Origin of the sequence: Mycobacterium neumannii (genome assembly GCF_048452905.1) — a bacterium.
Lineage (GTDB): Bacteria > Actinomycetota > Actinomycetes > Mycobacteriales > Mycobacteriaceae > Mycobacterium > Mycobacterium neumannii_B.
The window spans coordinates 1592490-1606381 of sequence record NZ_JBCGVF010000003.1 but is presented as its reverse complement, the minus strand read 5'-3'; the positions used below and the strand labels follow the sequence as shown (position 1 = coordinate 1606381).

The following is a 13892-nucleotide window of genomic DNA, read 5'->3' as shown; positions in this document are numbered from 1 at the left end:
CCTTTCAGGCTGTGGTGAACAGGTTTCGTAGGACGGACTTCTTGAACTTTCCGGTGGCGGTGCAAGGGATCGCTTCCATGAACTCGAACCGGTCGGGCAGCTGCCATTTGGCGAACTCCCGGGCCAGGTGGTCGCGCAGTTCATCGGCCGATGCTCGCCCGCCGTCGCGGAGCACCACGACGGCCAGTGGACGCTCGCCCCAGCGGTCGTCGGGCACCGCGATCACGGCGGCCTGCGCGACGGCGGCGTGCGACATGAGCTGGTTCTCCAGGTCCACCGAAGAGATCCATTCGCCGCCGGACTTGACCAGGTCTTTTGACCGATCGCAGATCCGGATGCAGCCGTGCGGGTCGATCCGCACCACGTCGCCGGTGCGGAACCAGCCGTCGGGTGTGAAGCTGTCGGCGCCCCGTCCGCCGTGGTAGCTCGACGCCACCCAGGGGCCGCGCACCTCCAATTCGCCCATGGCGGCGTCGTCCCAGGCGATGAGCGCTCCGTTGTCGTCGCGCGCGCGGATCTCGAAGAACGGGGTGGCGACACCCTGCCGGGTGCGATGGCTGTACTGCTCGTCACGCTCGCTCTCGAAGAGGCGCCCCGGCAGCCGGCAGACGGCTCCCAGCGGTGCGGTCTCGGTCATTCCCCACGCCTGCACGACGGTCAAGCCGTGGCGGTCGAACCCCTCGAACATCGACCGCGGCACGGCCGCGCCCCCGACGATCAGCCGGTCCAGCTCGGACAGGTCCCACTTGTTCGGTTCGGCGTCGAGTGCCGCGAGCATCCCCATCCACACCGTCGGCACGCCCGCCGTCATCGTGACCCGTTCAGCGGCACACAGGTCGAGCACGCTCTCGGCATCCAGCCGCGGCCCGGGCAACACCAGGCGGGCGCCGGCCAGCGCCGCCGCGTACGGCAGGCCCCACGCGTTGGCGTGGAACATCGGCACGACGGGAAGAACCGTGTCGTGTGCCGATACCGCCAGTTGGTCGGGCAGCGCGGCGACAAGCGAATGCAACGTGAGCGCCCGGTGGGAATACACCACACCCTTGGGCCGTCCGGTGGTGCCGGATGTGTAGCACATCGCCGCCGCACGGTGTTCGTCGAGGACGGGCCACTCGACAGGCTCCGCGTCGGCTATCAGCGACTCGTAATCCAGTGTTCCCGCCGGTGCTTCGCCGGTGTGCGTGACGACGATGACGTGCGCGAAAGAGCGTGCGCTACGGAAGCTTTCGAACACCTCCAACAACGACTCGTCGACGACGATAACGTTGTCCTCGGCGTCGTCGACGATGTAGCCGAGTTCGTCGGGAAACAGCCGCGGGTTGAGAGTGTGGATGACCGCACCCATGGCGGGAACCGCGAAGTACAGTTCGAGGTGTTCGCTCTGGTTCCACAGCAAGGTGGCCACCGGTTCGCCCTCGCGCACACCGAGTGCCGACAGTGCTCCGGCGAGCCGTCGTGCCCGACTCGCGCAGGTGCCGAGGGTGGTTCGGGTGATCACCCCCGAGGGGCGGCGTGAAACGACCGACTGGTCGGCGTGGAACCGTTCGGCGCGTTCCACGATTGCGGTCAGCGCCAGCGGGTAGTCGTCCATGCTGTTGCTGCGAAGACCATGTGCGGTCATGAGGTCGCCTTCCTGCGAGTAGCGATCTTCCTGCTCTGCGACACAGTTGAATTCGCCGTATGTGCGGCGTCACGCAGCTCTTCCAGGCCGGCGCGCAGAGCGTCGAGGATCGGCCACGGGTCGTCGACGAGTTCGCGGTCGACGACGATGCCGAACTCGAGCGAGTCCTGGTAGCTCATCACGGTGATATTGATGCCGATTCCGTCCAGCACCCCGGAGACCGGGAACTGCGCGCGCTGGCGGGCACCGCCGAGGTACAGCGGGGCCGACGGGCCCGGAACATTCGAGATCATCACGTTCGCAGGCTGATTCAGCCCGCGCAGGCCCGCCAGCCGCGATGTCGCCCTTGCCGCCTGAGCGAACAGCGCCGGGGGGATGAAGTGGTTGGCGTCCTGCAGCAGCGATGCGGGTAGCGCGCGGTGGCGCTCCTTGGCGTCGCTCATGGCCTCGTTGATGCGGCTCAGCCGCGCAATCGGGTCGGCCTCGTCGGTGGGCAGCGTGGTCAGCATCACCGAGACGCGGTTGCCGAAGGTGCCGCGCTGCTCCAGGGTTCGCACGGACATCGGGATGAAGCTGGCGAGCGGCTCGTCGGGCAGCTCGGCCTGCTCGCCGAGCCAGGACCGCAGACCCGCGGTGCAGATGGCCAGGACGACGTCGTTGACCGTGCACCCGAACGTGTTCTTGACGTCTTTGACCTCGCCGAGTGGCAATGAACCGAAGGCGACGCGGCGGTGCGGTGACACGCGGGCCTGAAACCGGGTGCGCGGCGCGGAGATGTCGCTGCCGCGCAAAGTCGCGCCGCCGGCGCCGCCTCGCAGCGCGCGCTTGACCAGTCGGCTGCTGCGGGCGATGGCCTTCACGCCGGGCAGGTGCCGAATGGTCGGCACATCGTCGAGGTGCGGCAACGCTGTCGGGCCCGCGCGAAGCACCCGGAACGGCTGGCGCAGCAGGCCCACCAGGCCGCGCCCCAGCATCTCCACCTCTGAAGGGAAGCTCTCGGCGACGATCTCCGGCGCGGGTTCGCGCTCGCGGCCCGTCGTGTCGTCGAGGAGGATGCTCATCACCTCGGCGCCGGACACGCCGTCGACGGCGGCGTGGTGCATCTTTGTCAGCACGGCGACACCGCCGTCGGCGAGGCCGTGGATGACGTACACCTCCCACAGCGGGCGCGCCCGGTCGAGTTGGCGGCCGATGATGCGGGCCACCTGCTCGGCGAGCTGGCGCTCACCACCCGGTGATGGGAGCGCGAGTTCACGGACGTGGTACTCGATGTCGAAAGTGCCGTCGTCGACCCAGTACGGGTAGTCCAGATCGAACGGAACCTGTGCGAGCCGCCAGCGAAAGGTGGGCAACAGATGCAAGCGGCTGCCGATGACGTCTCGGACGAGCGCCGCATCGAGCGGCAGGCCGGCCGCAGTATGCGATTCGTAGATACCGAGGACGCTGACGTGGCCCTGCACGCGATCGTTTTCCATGGCCAGGAACTGGGCGTCGAGACTGGTCAGTTGTCGCATACGACGATGGTCGTCCGGGCGGGCCCCCGCTTTCTTGTCTGCGCGCGCCAACGTTGTGCCCGGCCGTTGTGGAATTCGCGTACCACCGGTTGGCTGACGGCGATACCGTGCTCTGCATGGAGCCGGCCTGGGCGGGCGTACACGGTGAGGACCGACGTCGGGTGTGGTCGTCGGTGCTGTGTCCGTCGGCCACCGAACTTGCGGCGCGGGCAAGTGAGATCTCCGTTGCGGTCAACGATTTCACCAGCGAGCGGCTGCCCGAATTGCTCGCCAGCGCCGAGGCGCTCGAAGTTAACCGGGCGAGTACCGAGGCCAGTATCCGAGATTTCGCCGAGGTGCTGCTGGCGGGTGCCGATCCCGGCGAGGCGGCGCGGCTGGCATCGCCGACGCTCGCCTACGCCCTGGACGGTGCGCAACACGCCATCCCGTTGGCCACCCTGATGCGCAGCTACCGGCTCGCACACGCCGCGACCGCTCAGCACTTCACCTCGATCCTGGAAAGCCACGCGCGCGACGCCGAGGAGTTGATCCTGGCAACGGATTTGAGTTCGCAGTGGATGTTCGCCTATGTGGACGCCGCGCTGTGTCTGGTGGAAGAGGTCTACACGGCAGAGCGAGACCGATGGCTGCGCAGTGCCTCCGCGAGCCAGGCCGAGACCATCGGCACCATCCTGGCCGGCGCGCCGATCGACACCGAGGTGGCGAGCCGGCGGTTGCGCCATGACGTCCGCCGAGTGCACGTCGCGGCGATCGCCTGGCTGGATTCGCATGAGGAGGGCCGCAACACCCAAGCACTATTGGAGTCAGCCATCCGCGACATCGCCGCGGCGATCGGTGACCAGAAGCCACTGGTACATCCGCTCGGCATCCTTTCGGCCGCGGCGTGGATCGGCTCGCACAGCGAGGTCCCGTCGAAAGTGCTCGACGAGTTGCGCTTCCGCACCGCCACGGCGCCAGGGGTCCAGATCGCAGTTGGGGAACCCGCGCGCGGCATCGCGGGTTTTCGGAGCAGTCACGTCGAGGCGCTCGAAGCCCAACGGGTCGCCCGCCTGGCCCGGCGCCCCGCAGGCAGTGTCACGCGTTACCACACCGTCTCGCTGCGTGCGCTTGCCACCGTCGACGCCGACCAGGCAACGGCGTTCGTGCAACGCGAACTCGGCAAGTTGAGGGCGACGGATGAGGCGACCCGCCGGCTGGCCGCGACCCTGCGGGCCTACCTGGAGGAGAACGGCAGCCGCGGACGGACCGCCAAACGGCTGCACGTGCACGAGAACACCGTCGCCTACCGAATCCGTCAGGCCGAGGAACTGCTCGGGCGCCCGGTGGACAAGCGCACCCTCGAACTGCGCGCCGCACTGGCCCTCGTCGAGCTGGTCACCTAGTCAGCATCGCTTCGCGCACCCGCCCGACGTTGGCCAGCCGAGCGATCTCGCCTATCAGAACCGGTGCGAGAGCGCCGAATCCGACCAGCAGTCGCACGCCGGCCGACGCGACCGTCGTCTCCGGCCTATCCCGCTCGACCGCCCGGGCCACCGCTCGCGCGACGTCCCGCGTTGTACTCGTGCCGAATCCGCGCGGAAGGGTGACGCCGGTGTCGGCCAACATTCCGGCGTCTCGGATCGGTCCGGGGAAGACGGTCGAAACCCCGACGCCCGTTCCGTGCAGTTCCTGCCTCAGGGCCAGGCCGAGGCCCCGCAGGCCCCACTTCGTCGCCGTGTAGACCGAGCCGTTGCCTGGGGTCGCGATCAGGCCGGCTCCCGAGGAGATGAACACGATGTGCCCGCGTCCGCGTCGCGTCATCGGGCCCACCGCCGCTCGTGCCAGGGCCGCCGGAGCGAGAAGGTTGACGCGGATGGCATCGGCGATCTCGGCATCGCTCAGCATTGCCAGGTCTTCCGGAACGCCGACGCCTGCGTTGGCGACCAACACGTCGACCGGGCCCGCGCGGTCCATCAGGTCGCCCACCTGATCGAGGTCGGTGAGGTCGGCGGTCAGCCCCTGAGCGGCCGGTCCCAGCTCGCCGACCAACCGCTTGAGCTCCAGCTCGCGCCGGCCCGTGACCGTGAGCGAACAGCCGCGCGCGGCCAGTTCCTGCGCGATCGCGTGGCCGATTCCACCGGTTGCTCCGGTGACCAGGGCGTGTCGACCCGCCAGCCGCGTCATTTCGCCATCTCGGCGGTCCGGGCGGCGACCCACCGCGCCAGCAGCGGAGCGCAGCGAGAGAGCGCATACATGACGTGCGCCTCGGCGGCGATGGGCGCCACGGCGCGATCTCGGTCCACTGCGCGCAGGATGTTGCGCGCGACGCGCTCAGGTGAGTACCCGCGCTTGCGGTAGGTCGACGCGAGCCGGCTGCGGCGCTCGTCGAGGTCCCCGTCCCCGCGGATCGGGCTGTTCTGCGTGATGGCAGTGTCGATGATGCCCGGACACACCGCCGTGACACCGACGCGGTGTGGCCTGAGCTCCATCCGTAACGCTTCCGATAATCCGAGGACGGCGTATTTCGTTGCGCTGTAGGCGCTCAGCTGTGGATTAGCCAGCAGGCCGGCGGCCGAGGAGAGGTTGACGACGTGCCCGCCGCCTCCGGACTCGATCATGGTGGGCAGGAACGCGTCGCAACCGTGCACGACCCCCATCAGGTTGACGCCGACCAGCCACTGCCAGTCCTTGGCGCTGGTGTCGAGGAACCCGCCGACCAGTCCCACGCCGGCGTTGTTGACCACAATGTCCACCCCGTCGAAGCGGTTGAACGTCGCGTCGGCGAACGCGGACATCTCTGCGCCGTCGGACACATCGACACGGCGGGTCAGCACCTGTGTTCCCCGGCTTCGGGCCGCATCGGCGGTGTAGGCCAGACCGGCTTCGTCGATGTCGCACAGCGAGAGGTGGGCGCCGCGTTCGGCGCACAGCCGCGCCAGCTCGCGGCCGATGCCGCTGCCCGCGCCGGTGATCACCGCCACCCGGTCGGTGAGGTCTGCGGTTCTGAGTCGGGAGCTCGATCGAGGCATGGCGACGACGTTATGGCCGTGACGTCGTGGATCGCTCGTGCGAAGCCGCCAACTGGTCCCTTGCCCGTTGTGGGGCAACGACAATGGCCCGCATCCCGGCGCCTCTCACGTCAGGTACCGAATGAGATGAGCACCGATGAGGGCCATGGCTTGGCGAGCGGTGTCCGTTTGCGATCTCGTGAAGCCGTGGTCGATGCCCGCGAAGCGGCGGTGCGTGGTGGCCACACCTCGGCGAGCGAATTCTGTTGCGAGCGCGTCACCTTCAGGGCCGAGCGTGTCGAGTTCACCGGTCATGACCAGGCTGGGCGGCATGGCTTCGGCGAGGGCGGTGTCGAACACCGGGGAGGCCAGTGGTTCGCGCCGGACGCTCGGGTCGGCGACGTAGGCCTCGATGGCCAGGCGTTGAATCCTCGGGGAGATCCGCGGCCGCTTTTTGGCCGACGTTCGATCGAAGCGGGAGAGGTCCGTGACCGGAAACGTCAGAAGTGCTGCCCGCCAATCCAGCTCATCGTCTTGGCGTGATTGCTGGCACACGTTCACCGCCAGCTTGGCGCCTGCGCTCGCACCCGAGAGCGACATGCGCGAGGTGTTCCAGCCGTAGTGGGAGCCCTCATGGCGCAACCACCGTGCGATGTCATAGCACTGCTGCTCGGCCACCGGGTACTGAACCTGGGGCGCGGTGGCGTAGTCGGGCAGTACCACCACGGCGCCGACCTCGGCCGCGATGTACTCGGCGAGGTACTCCTCCTGCCGCGGGTTGCGCACGATGAACGCGCCGCCGTGCAGGTGCAGGGTAACGGGCGGACCACCGCTCACGCCGGTCAACGGCGCCGCAGGATGCGGCTGGTAGATCAGGCAGCCGACGCTGCCGTGGCGGGTGGGCACGTCGATGCGGCCGGGCCCGGCGATGTGGCGTGAGGTGAACCGGAAACTGCGCGGGGCAGGAACGAGCGGAAGCAGACGCTGGGCCGAATGCGCGGCCAGCCAGGTACCGGCGCGGCGCCTCGGCCGTGCTGGCATCGCTCAGGCGCCCGGGTACGTGAGCTGCTTCCGCGCCGCGTCGAGAGCGTGGCCTGCGCTGATCGCCGCCGGGATCAGCACCGGCGAGAGAGTGAGCAGGAATATCAGGACGGCCGACGCGCACGACGACATGGGTAACTCGCTTCCTCCGCGCAGCAGGTCGGCCATGCGGTCCGGACAAGAGTCGGACACCGCGCATTGTGTTCGCTTGTGCCGACGTGACGAAACTTCGCAGCGGATATGTCGCGGCCGCACATACCCGGGACCCGGATCGAACCCGGGGAACAAACCCCGCGAATCGGCCGTTGAGCCTATCGACACTTGAGTGAGTTCGACTCAAGTCTGGGTTGACAGGATGTAGTCTGTCGGCGCAGTCTTGAGTGCGGTGCACTCAGACCCCAACAAGCAGGACTATTTCAGGAGGAACAAACATGGCTCGTGCGGTCGGAATCGACCTCGGGACCACCAACTCCGTCGTCGCGGTACTGGAGGGTGGCGATCCCGTTGTCGTCGCGAACTCCGAGGGCTCCCGCACCACGCCGTCCGTCGTCGCGTTCGCGCGTAACGGAGAGGTGCTGGTCGGCCAGCCCGCCAAGAACCAGGCGGTGACCAACGTCGACCGGACCATCCGTTCGGTCAAGCGGCACATGGGCACCGACTGGTCCGTGGAGATCGACGACAAGAAGTACACGGCGCAGGAGATCAGCGCCCGAACGCTACAGAAGCTGAAGCGCGACGCGGAGAGCTACCTCGGCGAGGACATCACCGACGCCGTCATCACCGTGCCCGCCTACTTCAATGATGCTCAGCGCCAGGCCACCAAGGAGGCCGGGCAGATCGCCGGCATGAACGTGCTGCGGATCGTCAACGAGCCCACTGCGGCAGCGCTGGCCTACGGCCTGGACAAGGGTCAGAGTGAGCAGACCATCCTGGTGTTCGACCTCGGTGGCGGCACGTTCGACGTCTCGCTGCTCGAGATCGGTGAGGGCGTCGTCGAGGTGCGCGCCACCAGTGGTGACAACCACCTGGGTGGCGACGACTGGGACGACCGGATCGTGGAGTGGCTGGTCGACAAGTTCAAGGCCACCTCCGGCATCGACCTGACCAAGGACAAGATGGCGATGCAGCGGCTGCGTGAGGCCGCCGAGAAGGCCAAGATCGAGCTGAGCTCGAGCCAGAGCACCTCGATCAACCTGCCCTACATCACCGTCGACGCGGACAAGAACCCGCTGTTCCTCGACGAACAGCTGACGCGTGCTGAGTTCCAGCGCATCACCCAGGATCTGCTCGACCGCACCCGCCAGCCGTTCCAGCAGGTGGTCAAGGACGCCGGTATCTCGGTGTCCGACATCGACCACGTGGTGCTGGTCGGCGGCTCGACCCGCATGCCCGCGGTGTCGGAACTGGTCAAGGAGATGACCGGCGGCAAGGAGCCGAACAAGGGTGTCAACCCCGACGAGGTCGTCGCGGTCGGCGCCGCCCTGCAGGCCGGTGTGCTCAAGGGTGAGGTGAAGGACGTTCTGCTGCTTGACGTCACGCCGCTGTCCCTGGGTATCGAGACCAAGGGTGGCGTGATGACCAAGCTGATCGAGCGCAACACCACCATCCCGACCAAGCGGTCGGAGACCTTCACCACGGCCGACGACAACCAGCCGTCGGTGCAGATCCAGGTCTTCCAGGGTGAGCGCGAAATCGCCGCGCACAACAAGCTGCTCGGCAGCTTCGAGTTGACCGGTATCCCGCCGGCTCCGCGCGGTGTGCCCCAGATCGAGGTCACCTTCGACATCGATGCCAACGGCATCGTGCACGTGACCGCGAAGGACAAGGGCACCGGCAAGGAGAACACGATCCGCATCCAGGAAGGCTCCGGCCTGTCCAAGGATGAGATCGACCGGATGATCAAGGACGCCGAGGCGCACGCCGAGGAGGACCGTCAGCGTCGCGAGGAGGCCGACGTCCGCAACCAGGCGGAGTCGCTGGTCTACCAGACCGAGAAGTTCGTCTCCGAGCAGCGTGGTGCTGAAGGCGGCTCGAAGGTCCCCGAGGACACGCTGACCAAGGTGGACGCGGCGATCGCCGATGCCAAGAAGGCGCTGGAAGGCACCGACATCGGTGAGATCAAGTCCGCCATGGAGAAGCTCGGCGTCGAGTCGCAGGCCCTCGGCCAGGCCATCTACGAGGCCACCCAGGCCGAGCAGGCGGCGGGCGGGAGTGCGGACGCTGGTCCGGCGGACGACAACGTCGTGGACGCCGAGGTCGTCGACGATGAATCTGACAAGGAGAACAAGTGACAGGAAACGATCCGCACGAGCCGGTGACCGTCACCGACAAACGGCGCATCGATCCCGTCACCGGTGAAGTGAGAGAAGCAGGTTCGGACCCGGCGCCGGATTCGGCGCCGGAGGAGCCCACTGCGACGGCGGCAGGGGAGGAGGCCGACAAGGCCTCCGAACTGCTCGCCGATCTGCAGCGGGTGCAAGCCGATTTCACGAACTACCGCAAGCGGGCGTTGCGCGATCAGCAGGTGGCCGCGGACCGGGCGAAGGCTTCGGTCATCTCGGCGCTGTTGCCGATCCTCGATGACCTCGACCGTGCGCGAAGCCACGGTGACCTCGAGAGCGGTCCGTTGAAGGCAGTGGCCGACAAGTTGGTCAACACCCTTGAGGGGCTGGGTCTTTCGGGATTCGGCGACGAGGGCGACGACTTCGACCCCGAACTTCACGAGGCCGTCCAGCACGAGGGTGAGGGTACTCATCCCGTCCTCGGCACCGTGATGCGACGCGGGTACAGGGTGGGCGAGCAAGTCGTGCGCCATGCCCTGGTCGGGGTGGTGGACACGGTTCCCGAGGACGCCGCCCACGACGGCGACACCCCCTCGGGTGACGGTGCGCCGGAAGCCGAACCCGAATGACGAGGAGGTGGCGCGGAATCGCCGAGACGGGCGAATGCCGCGCCACCTTCGACTCGTCGGCGACGATGAATCCGACGAGATTCGTCGGCAACCAGCAAAATCTAAGTGAGACTGCGATAAACCTACAGAAGCGGAAGGAGGTGGCGCGGTATGGCCCAGCGTGAATGGGTCGAGAAGGACTTCTACTCCGAGCTCGGCGTCTCCTCTGACGCCAGTGATCAGGACATCAAGCGGGCGGCCCGAAAGTTGCTCGCGGAGAACCATCCCGACCGCAACCCCGGGAACTCGGCCGCCGAGGAGCGGTATAAGGCCGTCTCCGAGGCCAAGGAGGTGCTCACCGATCCGGCCAAGCGCAAGGAGTACGACGAGACCCGGCGGCTGTTCGCCAACGGCGGGTTCGGCCGCGGCCGGTTCGGCGGCGGTGGGGGCTACGGCGGGTTCGGTGGTGGCGACGGCGTCGAGTTCAACCTGAACGACCTGTTCGATGCGGCCGGCCAGACCGGCGGTGCGAACATCGGCGACCTGTTCGGTGGGCTTTTCGGCCGCGGCGCACAGCAGCCTCGACCCAGCAGGCCGCGTCGAGGCAACGACCTCGAGACCGAGGCGGAGCTGTCGTTCCTGGAAGCGACCAAGGGTGTGGCGATGCCGTTGCGGCTCACCAGTCCCGCGCCGTGCACGAACTGTCATGGCAGCGGCGCCCGTCCCGGTACGAGTCCGAAGGTCTGCCCGAGCTGCAACGGGTCCGGGGTGATCAACCGCAACCAGGGTGCGTTCGGATTCTCCGAGCCGTGCACCGAGTGTCGCGGCAGCGGGTCGATCATCGAGCACCCCTGTCAGGACTGTAAGGGCACCGGCGTGACCACTCGCACCCGCACGATCAACGTGCGGATTCCGCCGGGTGTGGAGGACGGTCAACGGATTCGGCTGGCCGGCCAGGGCGAAGCGGGTCTGCGTGGCGCACCGTCGGGCGACCTGTACGTCACTGTTCACGTCAGGCCCGACAAGGTGTTCGGGCGTGACGGCGACGATCTGACCGTCACTGTACCCGTCAGCTTCCACGAATTGGCGCTGGGTACAACACTTTCCGTGCCGACACTGGAAGGTAAGGTCGGCGTGCGAGTGCCCAAGGGCACCTCCGACGGACGCATCTTGCGCGTGCGCGGCCGCGGTGTGCCGAAACGCTCTGGCGGACACGGCGATCTGCTGGTGACAGTGAAGGTGGCGGTGCCGCCGAACCTGGAGGGCGAGGCGGCCGAGGCGTTGGAGGCCTATGCGAAGGCGGAGCGGGCCAGCGGCTTCAATCCGCGGGCCGGATGGGCAGGTGCGTAATGGCTGCGAAACGGTCCAATGACGAGGCCCGTACGTTCCTGATCTCCGTCGCCGCCGAGCTGGCAGGCATGCACGCCCAGACGCTGCGCACGTATGACCGGCTCGGGCTGGTGCGTCCGCAACGCACCTCCGGTGGCGGCAGGCGCTACTCGCAGCACGACGTCGAGTTGCTCCGCGAGGTGCAACGGCTGAGCCAGGACGAGGGTGTCAACCTCGCAGGCATCAAGCGCATCATCGAACTGACCAACCAGGTCGAGGCGCTGCAGGCACGGGTCCGCGAGCTGACCGAGGAAGTCGAGGCGCTGCGTGGGTCTCCGCGACGCGACCTCGCCGTGATGCCCAAGAGCACCGCGGTCGTGGTCTGGCAGCCCGGAGCCGGTCGGCGGCGACGCCAGGCGGAGTAGAGCTCCGGTCAACGAATCCTGATCGAGAACCGAGCGGTCTCCGGCTTACCGGGGGCCGCTTTTCGGTATCCGCCTCTGCGTAGCGCGTCCGTCGGGGCCGCCATCGGTTCGATGCCGATCAGGTCGTCATTCGGCGGTGCGAAGAGTTGCGCTGCGGGATAACCGGTTTCGAACGTCACGTCGATGCGGCGCGCTCCTCCGGCGAGGGTGAACACCGCGCCTTCGGCCACCTGGTCGAAACCGTCGTCGTAGGCGGTGACCATCAGGGTCTGCTCACCGCCCGGCCAGGGCTCGTCAGCGCCGGTGGGTATGCCCTTGTCGTCCACTGGCAGATGGCGCATCGCCGGGGTGCCCAGCGTCCACTCCTCGCGCGGCACACCGGGGATCTTCACGTACGGGTGGTAGCCGAAACACAGCGGAACGGACAGCGACGCGGTGGGCGTCACCGTGGTCTCGATGGTCAGCTTGCGGTCCTCGAGCGTCACGTGCTGGGTGAGCACGTGCGGGAAGGGAAACGCCGCGAGCAGTTGCGGGTCGGCGCCGTAGTCGAGCACGGCGGTCAGGCTGTTGTCGGTACGGTCGCTGACCTCCCAACCGGGATAGGCGGCGAGCACGCCGTGGATCGGCGCGCCGTGCTCATCGGTCCGGACGCCACCTGCACCCGGAGTCAGGGTGACGACGGACCCGTCGACCTCATAGGTGTTGGCGCTCAACCGGTTCGCCCACGGGTACAGGATCGGGATCCCCATCGTCTTGCCGTTGTTCACATAGGCGGTCAGGCCGCGGCGCTGACCGAGGAACTCGTCACCCGACTCGGCCAACGATGTGCCCACCATGCCTGCGGCCGGGGCGAACGTCGCGGTCAGGTCCGAGGACGGATCGCTCAGCGTGACGGCATCGAAGTCAACCACAAGACGATCGTCCCATGCTGTGCGGTTCACCGGCTTGTGAATCTGGCGACGTTGGAAGCGTCGAAACCGTCGTCAGATGCACAATCCAGGCACCATCTGTTCAGTCGTAGACGATCACCGCGCGGCCGACGAAATCACCACGGCCCAGCGCATCGATGTGGTCGTTGACGTCTTCGAAGCGGACCTGCGTCACGCTGTCCTTGATCTTGCCGGCCTCGGCGAGCGCGACGACCTCGGTGAGGTCGGTGTAGTTGCCCCAGAACGACCCGAAGAACGTGTACTCCCTGCCGACGACCGGAAACAACGGGATGTCTACGCGGTTGCCCACCAGACCGACCGATGCGACCGCGCCCTCGGTGGCCAACAGCGCGAAGGCCAACCGGATGCTGTCCTCGGCACCGACACACTCGATCACCGCGTCGAACTCGCGCCTGCCGGTGGCCTGCTCGAGCGCGTCACGCACCTGGTCGTCGGTCTTGCCCCGGGTGTTGATCGTGTGGTCGGCGCCGTTTTCGGTTGCCAGCGCCAGCTTTTCGTCATTGCGTGCGAAGGCGACCACCGTAGCACCCGCACCGAGCAGCTTGGCGTACTGGACGGCGTAGGCGCCGAGGCCGCCGACACCCATCACCGCCAGCGTCGTTCCCGGCCCGAGCACGCCCGCCGCGCGCAGCTTCTTGAGCCCGCGGTACGGGGTCAGACCCGCATCGGTCAGTGGCGCCAGCGAGACCGGCGACAGCTCGGCTCCGACGGGTATCACCTGTTGGTACGCCACCGGAACGTATTCCGCGTACCCGCCGTGCGGACCGAAGCCAACCCAGTGGCCCTGGTTGCAGATCTGTTCGTTGCCGCGGTGGCACTGGCGGCATGACCCGTCGCCGAGGGGACCGAAGACCACCGCGCGAGTTCCCTCCGACAGTCCCGCGGAGGCCGGAACGTCGGCACCGATCCGATCGACGGTGCCCGCGACCTCGTGACCGGGCGTCACCGGAAGCGGCATCGGCAGGCTGAAGTAGCCGTCGATGAGCTGAAAGTCGGTGCGGCACATGCCTGCCCCGCCAACCTTGATCAACACCTGGTTCGGCTCGATGTCGGGTATGGGAATCTCCTCCAGCCGCAGTGGCTGCTTGTACCCGTGCATGCGTGCGGCTCGCATCGTCACCATCTGAGCTCCCGA

The 13892-nt window shown here is 67.6% G+C and carries 13 protein-coding genes; 5 read left to right on the top strand and 8 right to left on the bottom strand.

Translation table 11 applies throughout. The features are described 5' to 3' along the window. Positions 1–4: 4 nt before the first annotated feature. Together AAHH99_RS14255 and AAHH99_RS14250 are read right to left on the bottom strand one after the other, a co-directional pair. Positions 5–1621, bottom strand: a complete 1617-nt coding sequence (locus tag AAHH99_RS14255; RefSeq protein ID WP_418769182.1) for a long-chain fatty acid--CoA ligase — start codon at positions 1619–1621, stop codon at positions 5–7. Continuing rightward, positions 1618–3135 (bottom strand): WS/DGAT/MGAT family O-acyltransferase, encoded by a 1518-nt coding sequence (locus AAHH99_RS14250; protein ID WP_418769181.1) that lies wholly within the window; start codon positions 3133–3135, stop codon positions 1618–1620. Before AAHH99_RS14250 ends, AAHH99_RS14255 begins: the two co-directional genes overlap by 4 nt. A 116-nt stretch (positions 3136–3251) precedes the next feature. Between AAHH99_RS14250 and AAHH99_RS14245 the strand changes: the two genes are divergently transcribed. Beyond that, positions 3252–4517 (top strand): PucR family transcriptional regulator, encoded by a 1266-nt coding sequence (locus AAHH99_RS14245; protein WP_418769180.1) that lies wholly within the window; start codon positions 3252–3254, stop codon positions 4515–4517. Here the strand turns inward: AAHH99_RS14245 and AAHH99_RS14240 are convergent. The 4 genes from AAHH99_RS14240 to AAHH99_RS14225 all read right to left on the bottom strand — a co-directional run bounded on the left by AAHH99_RS14240 (position 4510) and on the right by AAHH99_RS14225 (position 7355). Beyond that, positions 4510–5298, bottom strand: coding sequence for an SDR family NAD(P)-dependent oxidoreductase (locus tag AAHH99_RS14240; protein ID WP_418769179.1), 789 nt, complete (start codon positions 5296–5298; stop codon positions 4510–4512). The two genes, AAHH99_RS14245 and AAHH99_RS14240, sit on opposite strands and share 8 nt — an antisense overlap. Further along, positions 5295–6143 (bottom strand): SDR family NAD(P)-dependent oxidoreductase, encoded by an 849-nt coding sequence (locus AAHH99_RS14235; RefSeq protein ID WP_418769178.1) that lies wholly within the window; start codon positions 6141–6143, stop codon positions 5295–5297. Before AAHH99_RS14235 ends, AAHH99_RS14240 begins: the two co-directional genes overlap by 4 nt. Before the next feature lie 105 nt (positions 6144–6248). Next, positions 6249–7163 carry an alpha/beta hydrolase fold domain-containing protein gene (locus AAHH99_RS14230; protein ID WP_418769177.1) on the bottom strand — a complete coding sequence of 305 codons (915 nt, stop codon included), beginning with the start codon at positions 7161–7163 and terminating at the stop codon, positions 6249–6251. 3 nt (positions 7164–7166) lie between these two features. Beyond that, positions 7167–7355: a hypothetical protein gene (locus tag AAHH99_RS14225; protein WP_418769176.1), complete on the bottom strand. Its 189-nt coding sequence runs from the start codon at positions 7353–7355 to the stop codon at positions 7167–7169. A gap of 239 nt (positions 7356–7594) precedes the next feature. On the opposite strand from AAHH99_RS14225, the gene dnaK reads away from it, so the two are divergent. The 4 genes from dnaK (at position 7595) to AAHH99_RS14205 (ending at position 11807) form a co-directional block, all read left to right on the top strand. After that, positions 7595–9454, top strand: coding sequence for a molecular chaperone DnaK (dnaK, locus tag AAHH99_RS14220; RefSeq protein WP_418769175.1), 1860 nt, complete (start codon positions 7595–7597; stop codon positions 9452–9454). Continuing rightward, entirely contained in the window at positions 9451–10074 is a 624-nt protein-coding gene (gene grpE, locus AAHH99_RS14215; protein ID WP_418769174.1) for a nucleotide exchange factor GrpE, read from the top strand. The genes dnaK and grpE overlap by 4 nt, the downstream gene beginning before the upstream one ends. Positions 10075–10224: 150 nt before the next feature. Beyond that, positions 10225–11403: a molecular chaperone DnaJ gene (gene dnaJ / locus AAHH99_RS14210; RefSeq protein ID WP_418769173.1), complete on the top strand. Its 1179-nt coding sequence runs from the start codon at positions 10225–10227 to the stop codon at positions 11401–11403. Beyond that, entirely contained in the window at positions 11403–11807 is a 405-nt protein-coding gene (locus AAHH99_RS14205; protein ID WP_064415131.1) for a heat shock protein transcriptional repressor HspR, read from the top strand. The genes dnaJ and AAHH99_RS14205 overlap by 1 nt, the downstream gene beginning before the upstream one ends. 8 nt (positions 11808–11815) lie before the next feature. Here the strand turns inward: AAHH99_RS14205 and AAHH99_RS14200 are convergent, their stop codons facing one another. Both AAHH99_RS14200 and AAHH99_RS14195 read right to left on the bottom strand, forming a co-directional pair. Then, on the bottom strand, positions 11816–12718 hold the full coding sequence (locus AAHH99_RS14200) for an aldose 1-epimerase (RefSeq protein WP_418769172.1): 903 nt from the start codon (positions 12716–12718) through the stop codon (positions 11816–11818). A 100-nt stretch (positions 12719–12818) separates the two neighbouring features. Next, positions 12819–13880, bottom strand: coding sequence for an NAD(P)-dependent alcohol dehydrogenase (locus tag AAHH99_RS14195; protein WP_418769171.1), 1062 nt, complete (start codon positions 13878–13880; stop codon positions 12819–12821). Positions 13881–13892 lie beyond the last annotated feature (12 nt).

Bases quoted from the DNA above. Each gene is read 5' to 3' on its own strand.
- AAHH99_RS14255 (WP_418769182.1), bottom strand. From the start codon at position 1,621: ATGACCGCACATGGTCTTCGCAGCAACAGCATGGACGACTACCCGCTG.
- AAHH99_RS14250 (WP_418769181.1), bottom strand. From the start codon at position 3,135: ATGCGACAACTGACCAGTCTCGACGCCCAGTTCCTGGCCATGGAAAAC.
- AAHH99_RS14245 (WP_418769180.1), top strand. From the start codon at position 3,252: ATGGAGCCGGCCTGGGCGGGCGTACACGGTGAGGACCGACGTCGGGTG.
- AAHH99_RS14240 (WP_418769179.1), bottom strand. From the start codon at position 5,298: ATGACGCGGCTGGCGGGTCGACACGCCCTGGTCACCGGAGCAACCGGT.
- AAHH99_RS14235 (WP_418769178.1), bottom strand. From the start codon at position 6,143: ATGCCTCGATCGAGCTCCCGACTCAGAACCGCAGACCTCACCGACCGG.
- AAHH99_RS14230 (WP_418769177.1), bottom strand. From the start codon at position 7,163: ATGCCAGCACGGCCGAGGCGCCGCGCCGGTACCTGGCTGGCCGCGCAT.
- dnaK (WP_418769175.1), top strand. From the start codon at position 7,595: ATGGCTCGTGCGGTCGGAATCGACCTCGGGACCACCAACTCCGTCGTC.
- dnaJ (WP_418769173.1), top strand. From the start codon at position 10,225: ATGGCCCAGCGTGAATGGGTCGAGAAGGACTTCTACTCCGAGCTCGGC.
- AAHH99_RS14205 (WP_064415131.1), top strand. From the start codon at position 11,403: ATGGCTGCGAAACGGTCCAATGACGAGGCCCGTACGTTCCTGATCTCC.
- AAHH99_RS14195 (WP_418769171.1), bottom strand. From the start codon at position 13,880: ATGGTGACGATGCGAGCCGCACGCATGCACGGGTACAAGCAGCCACTG.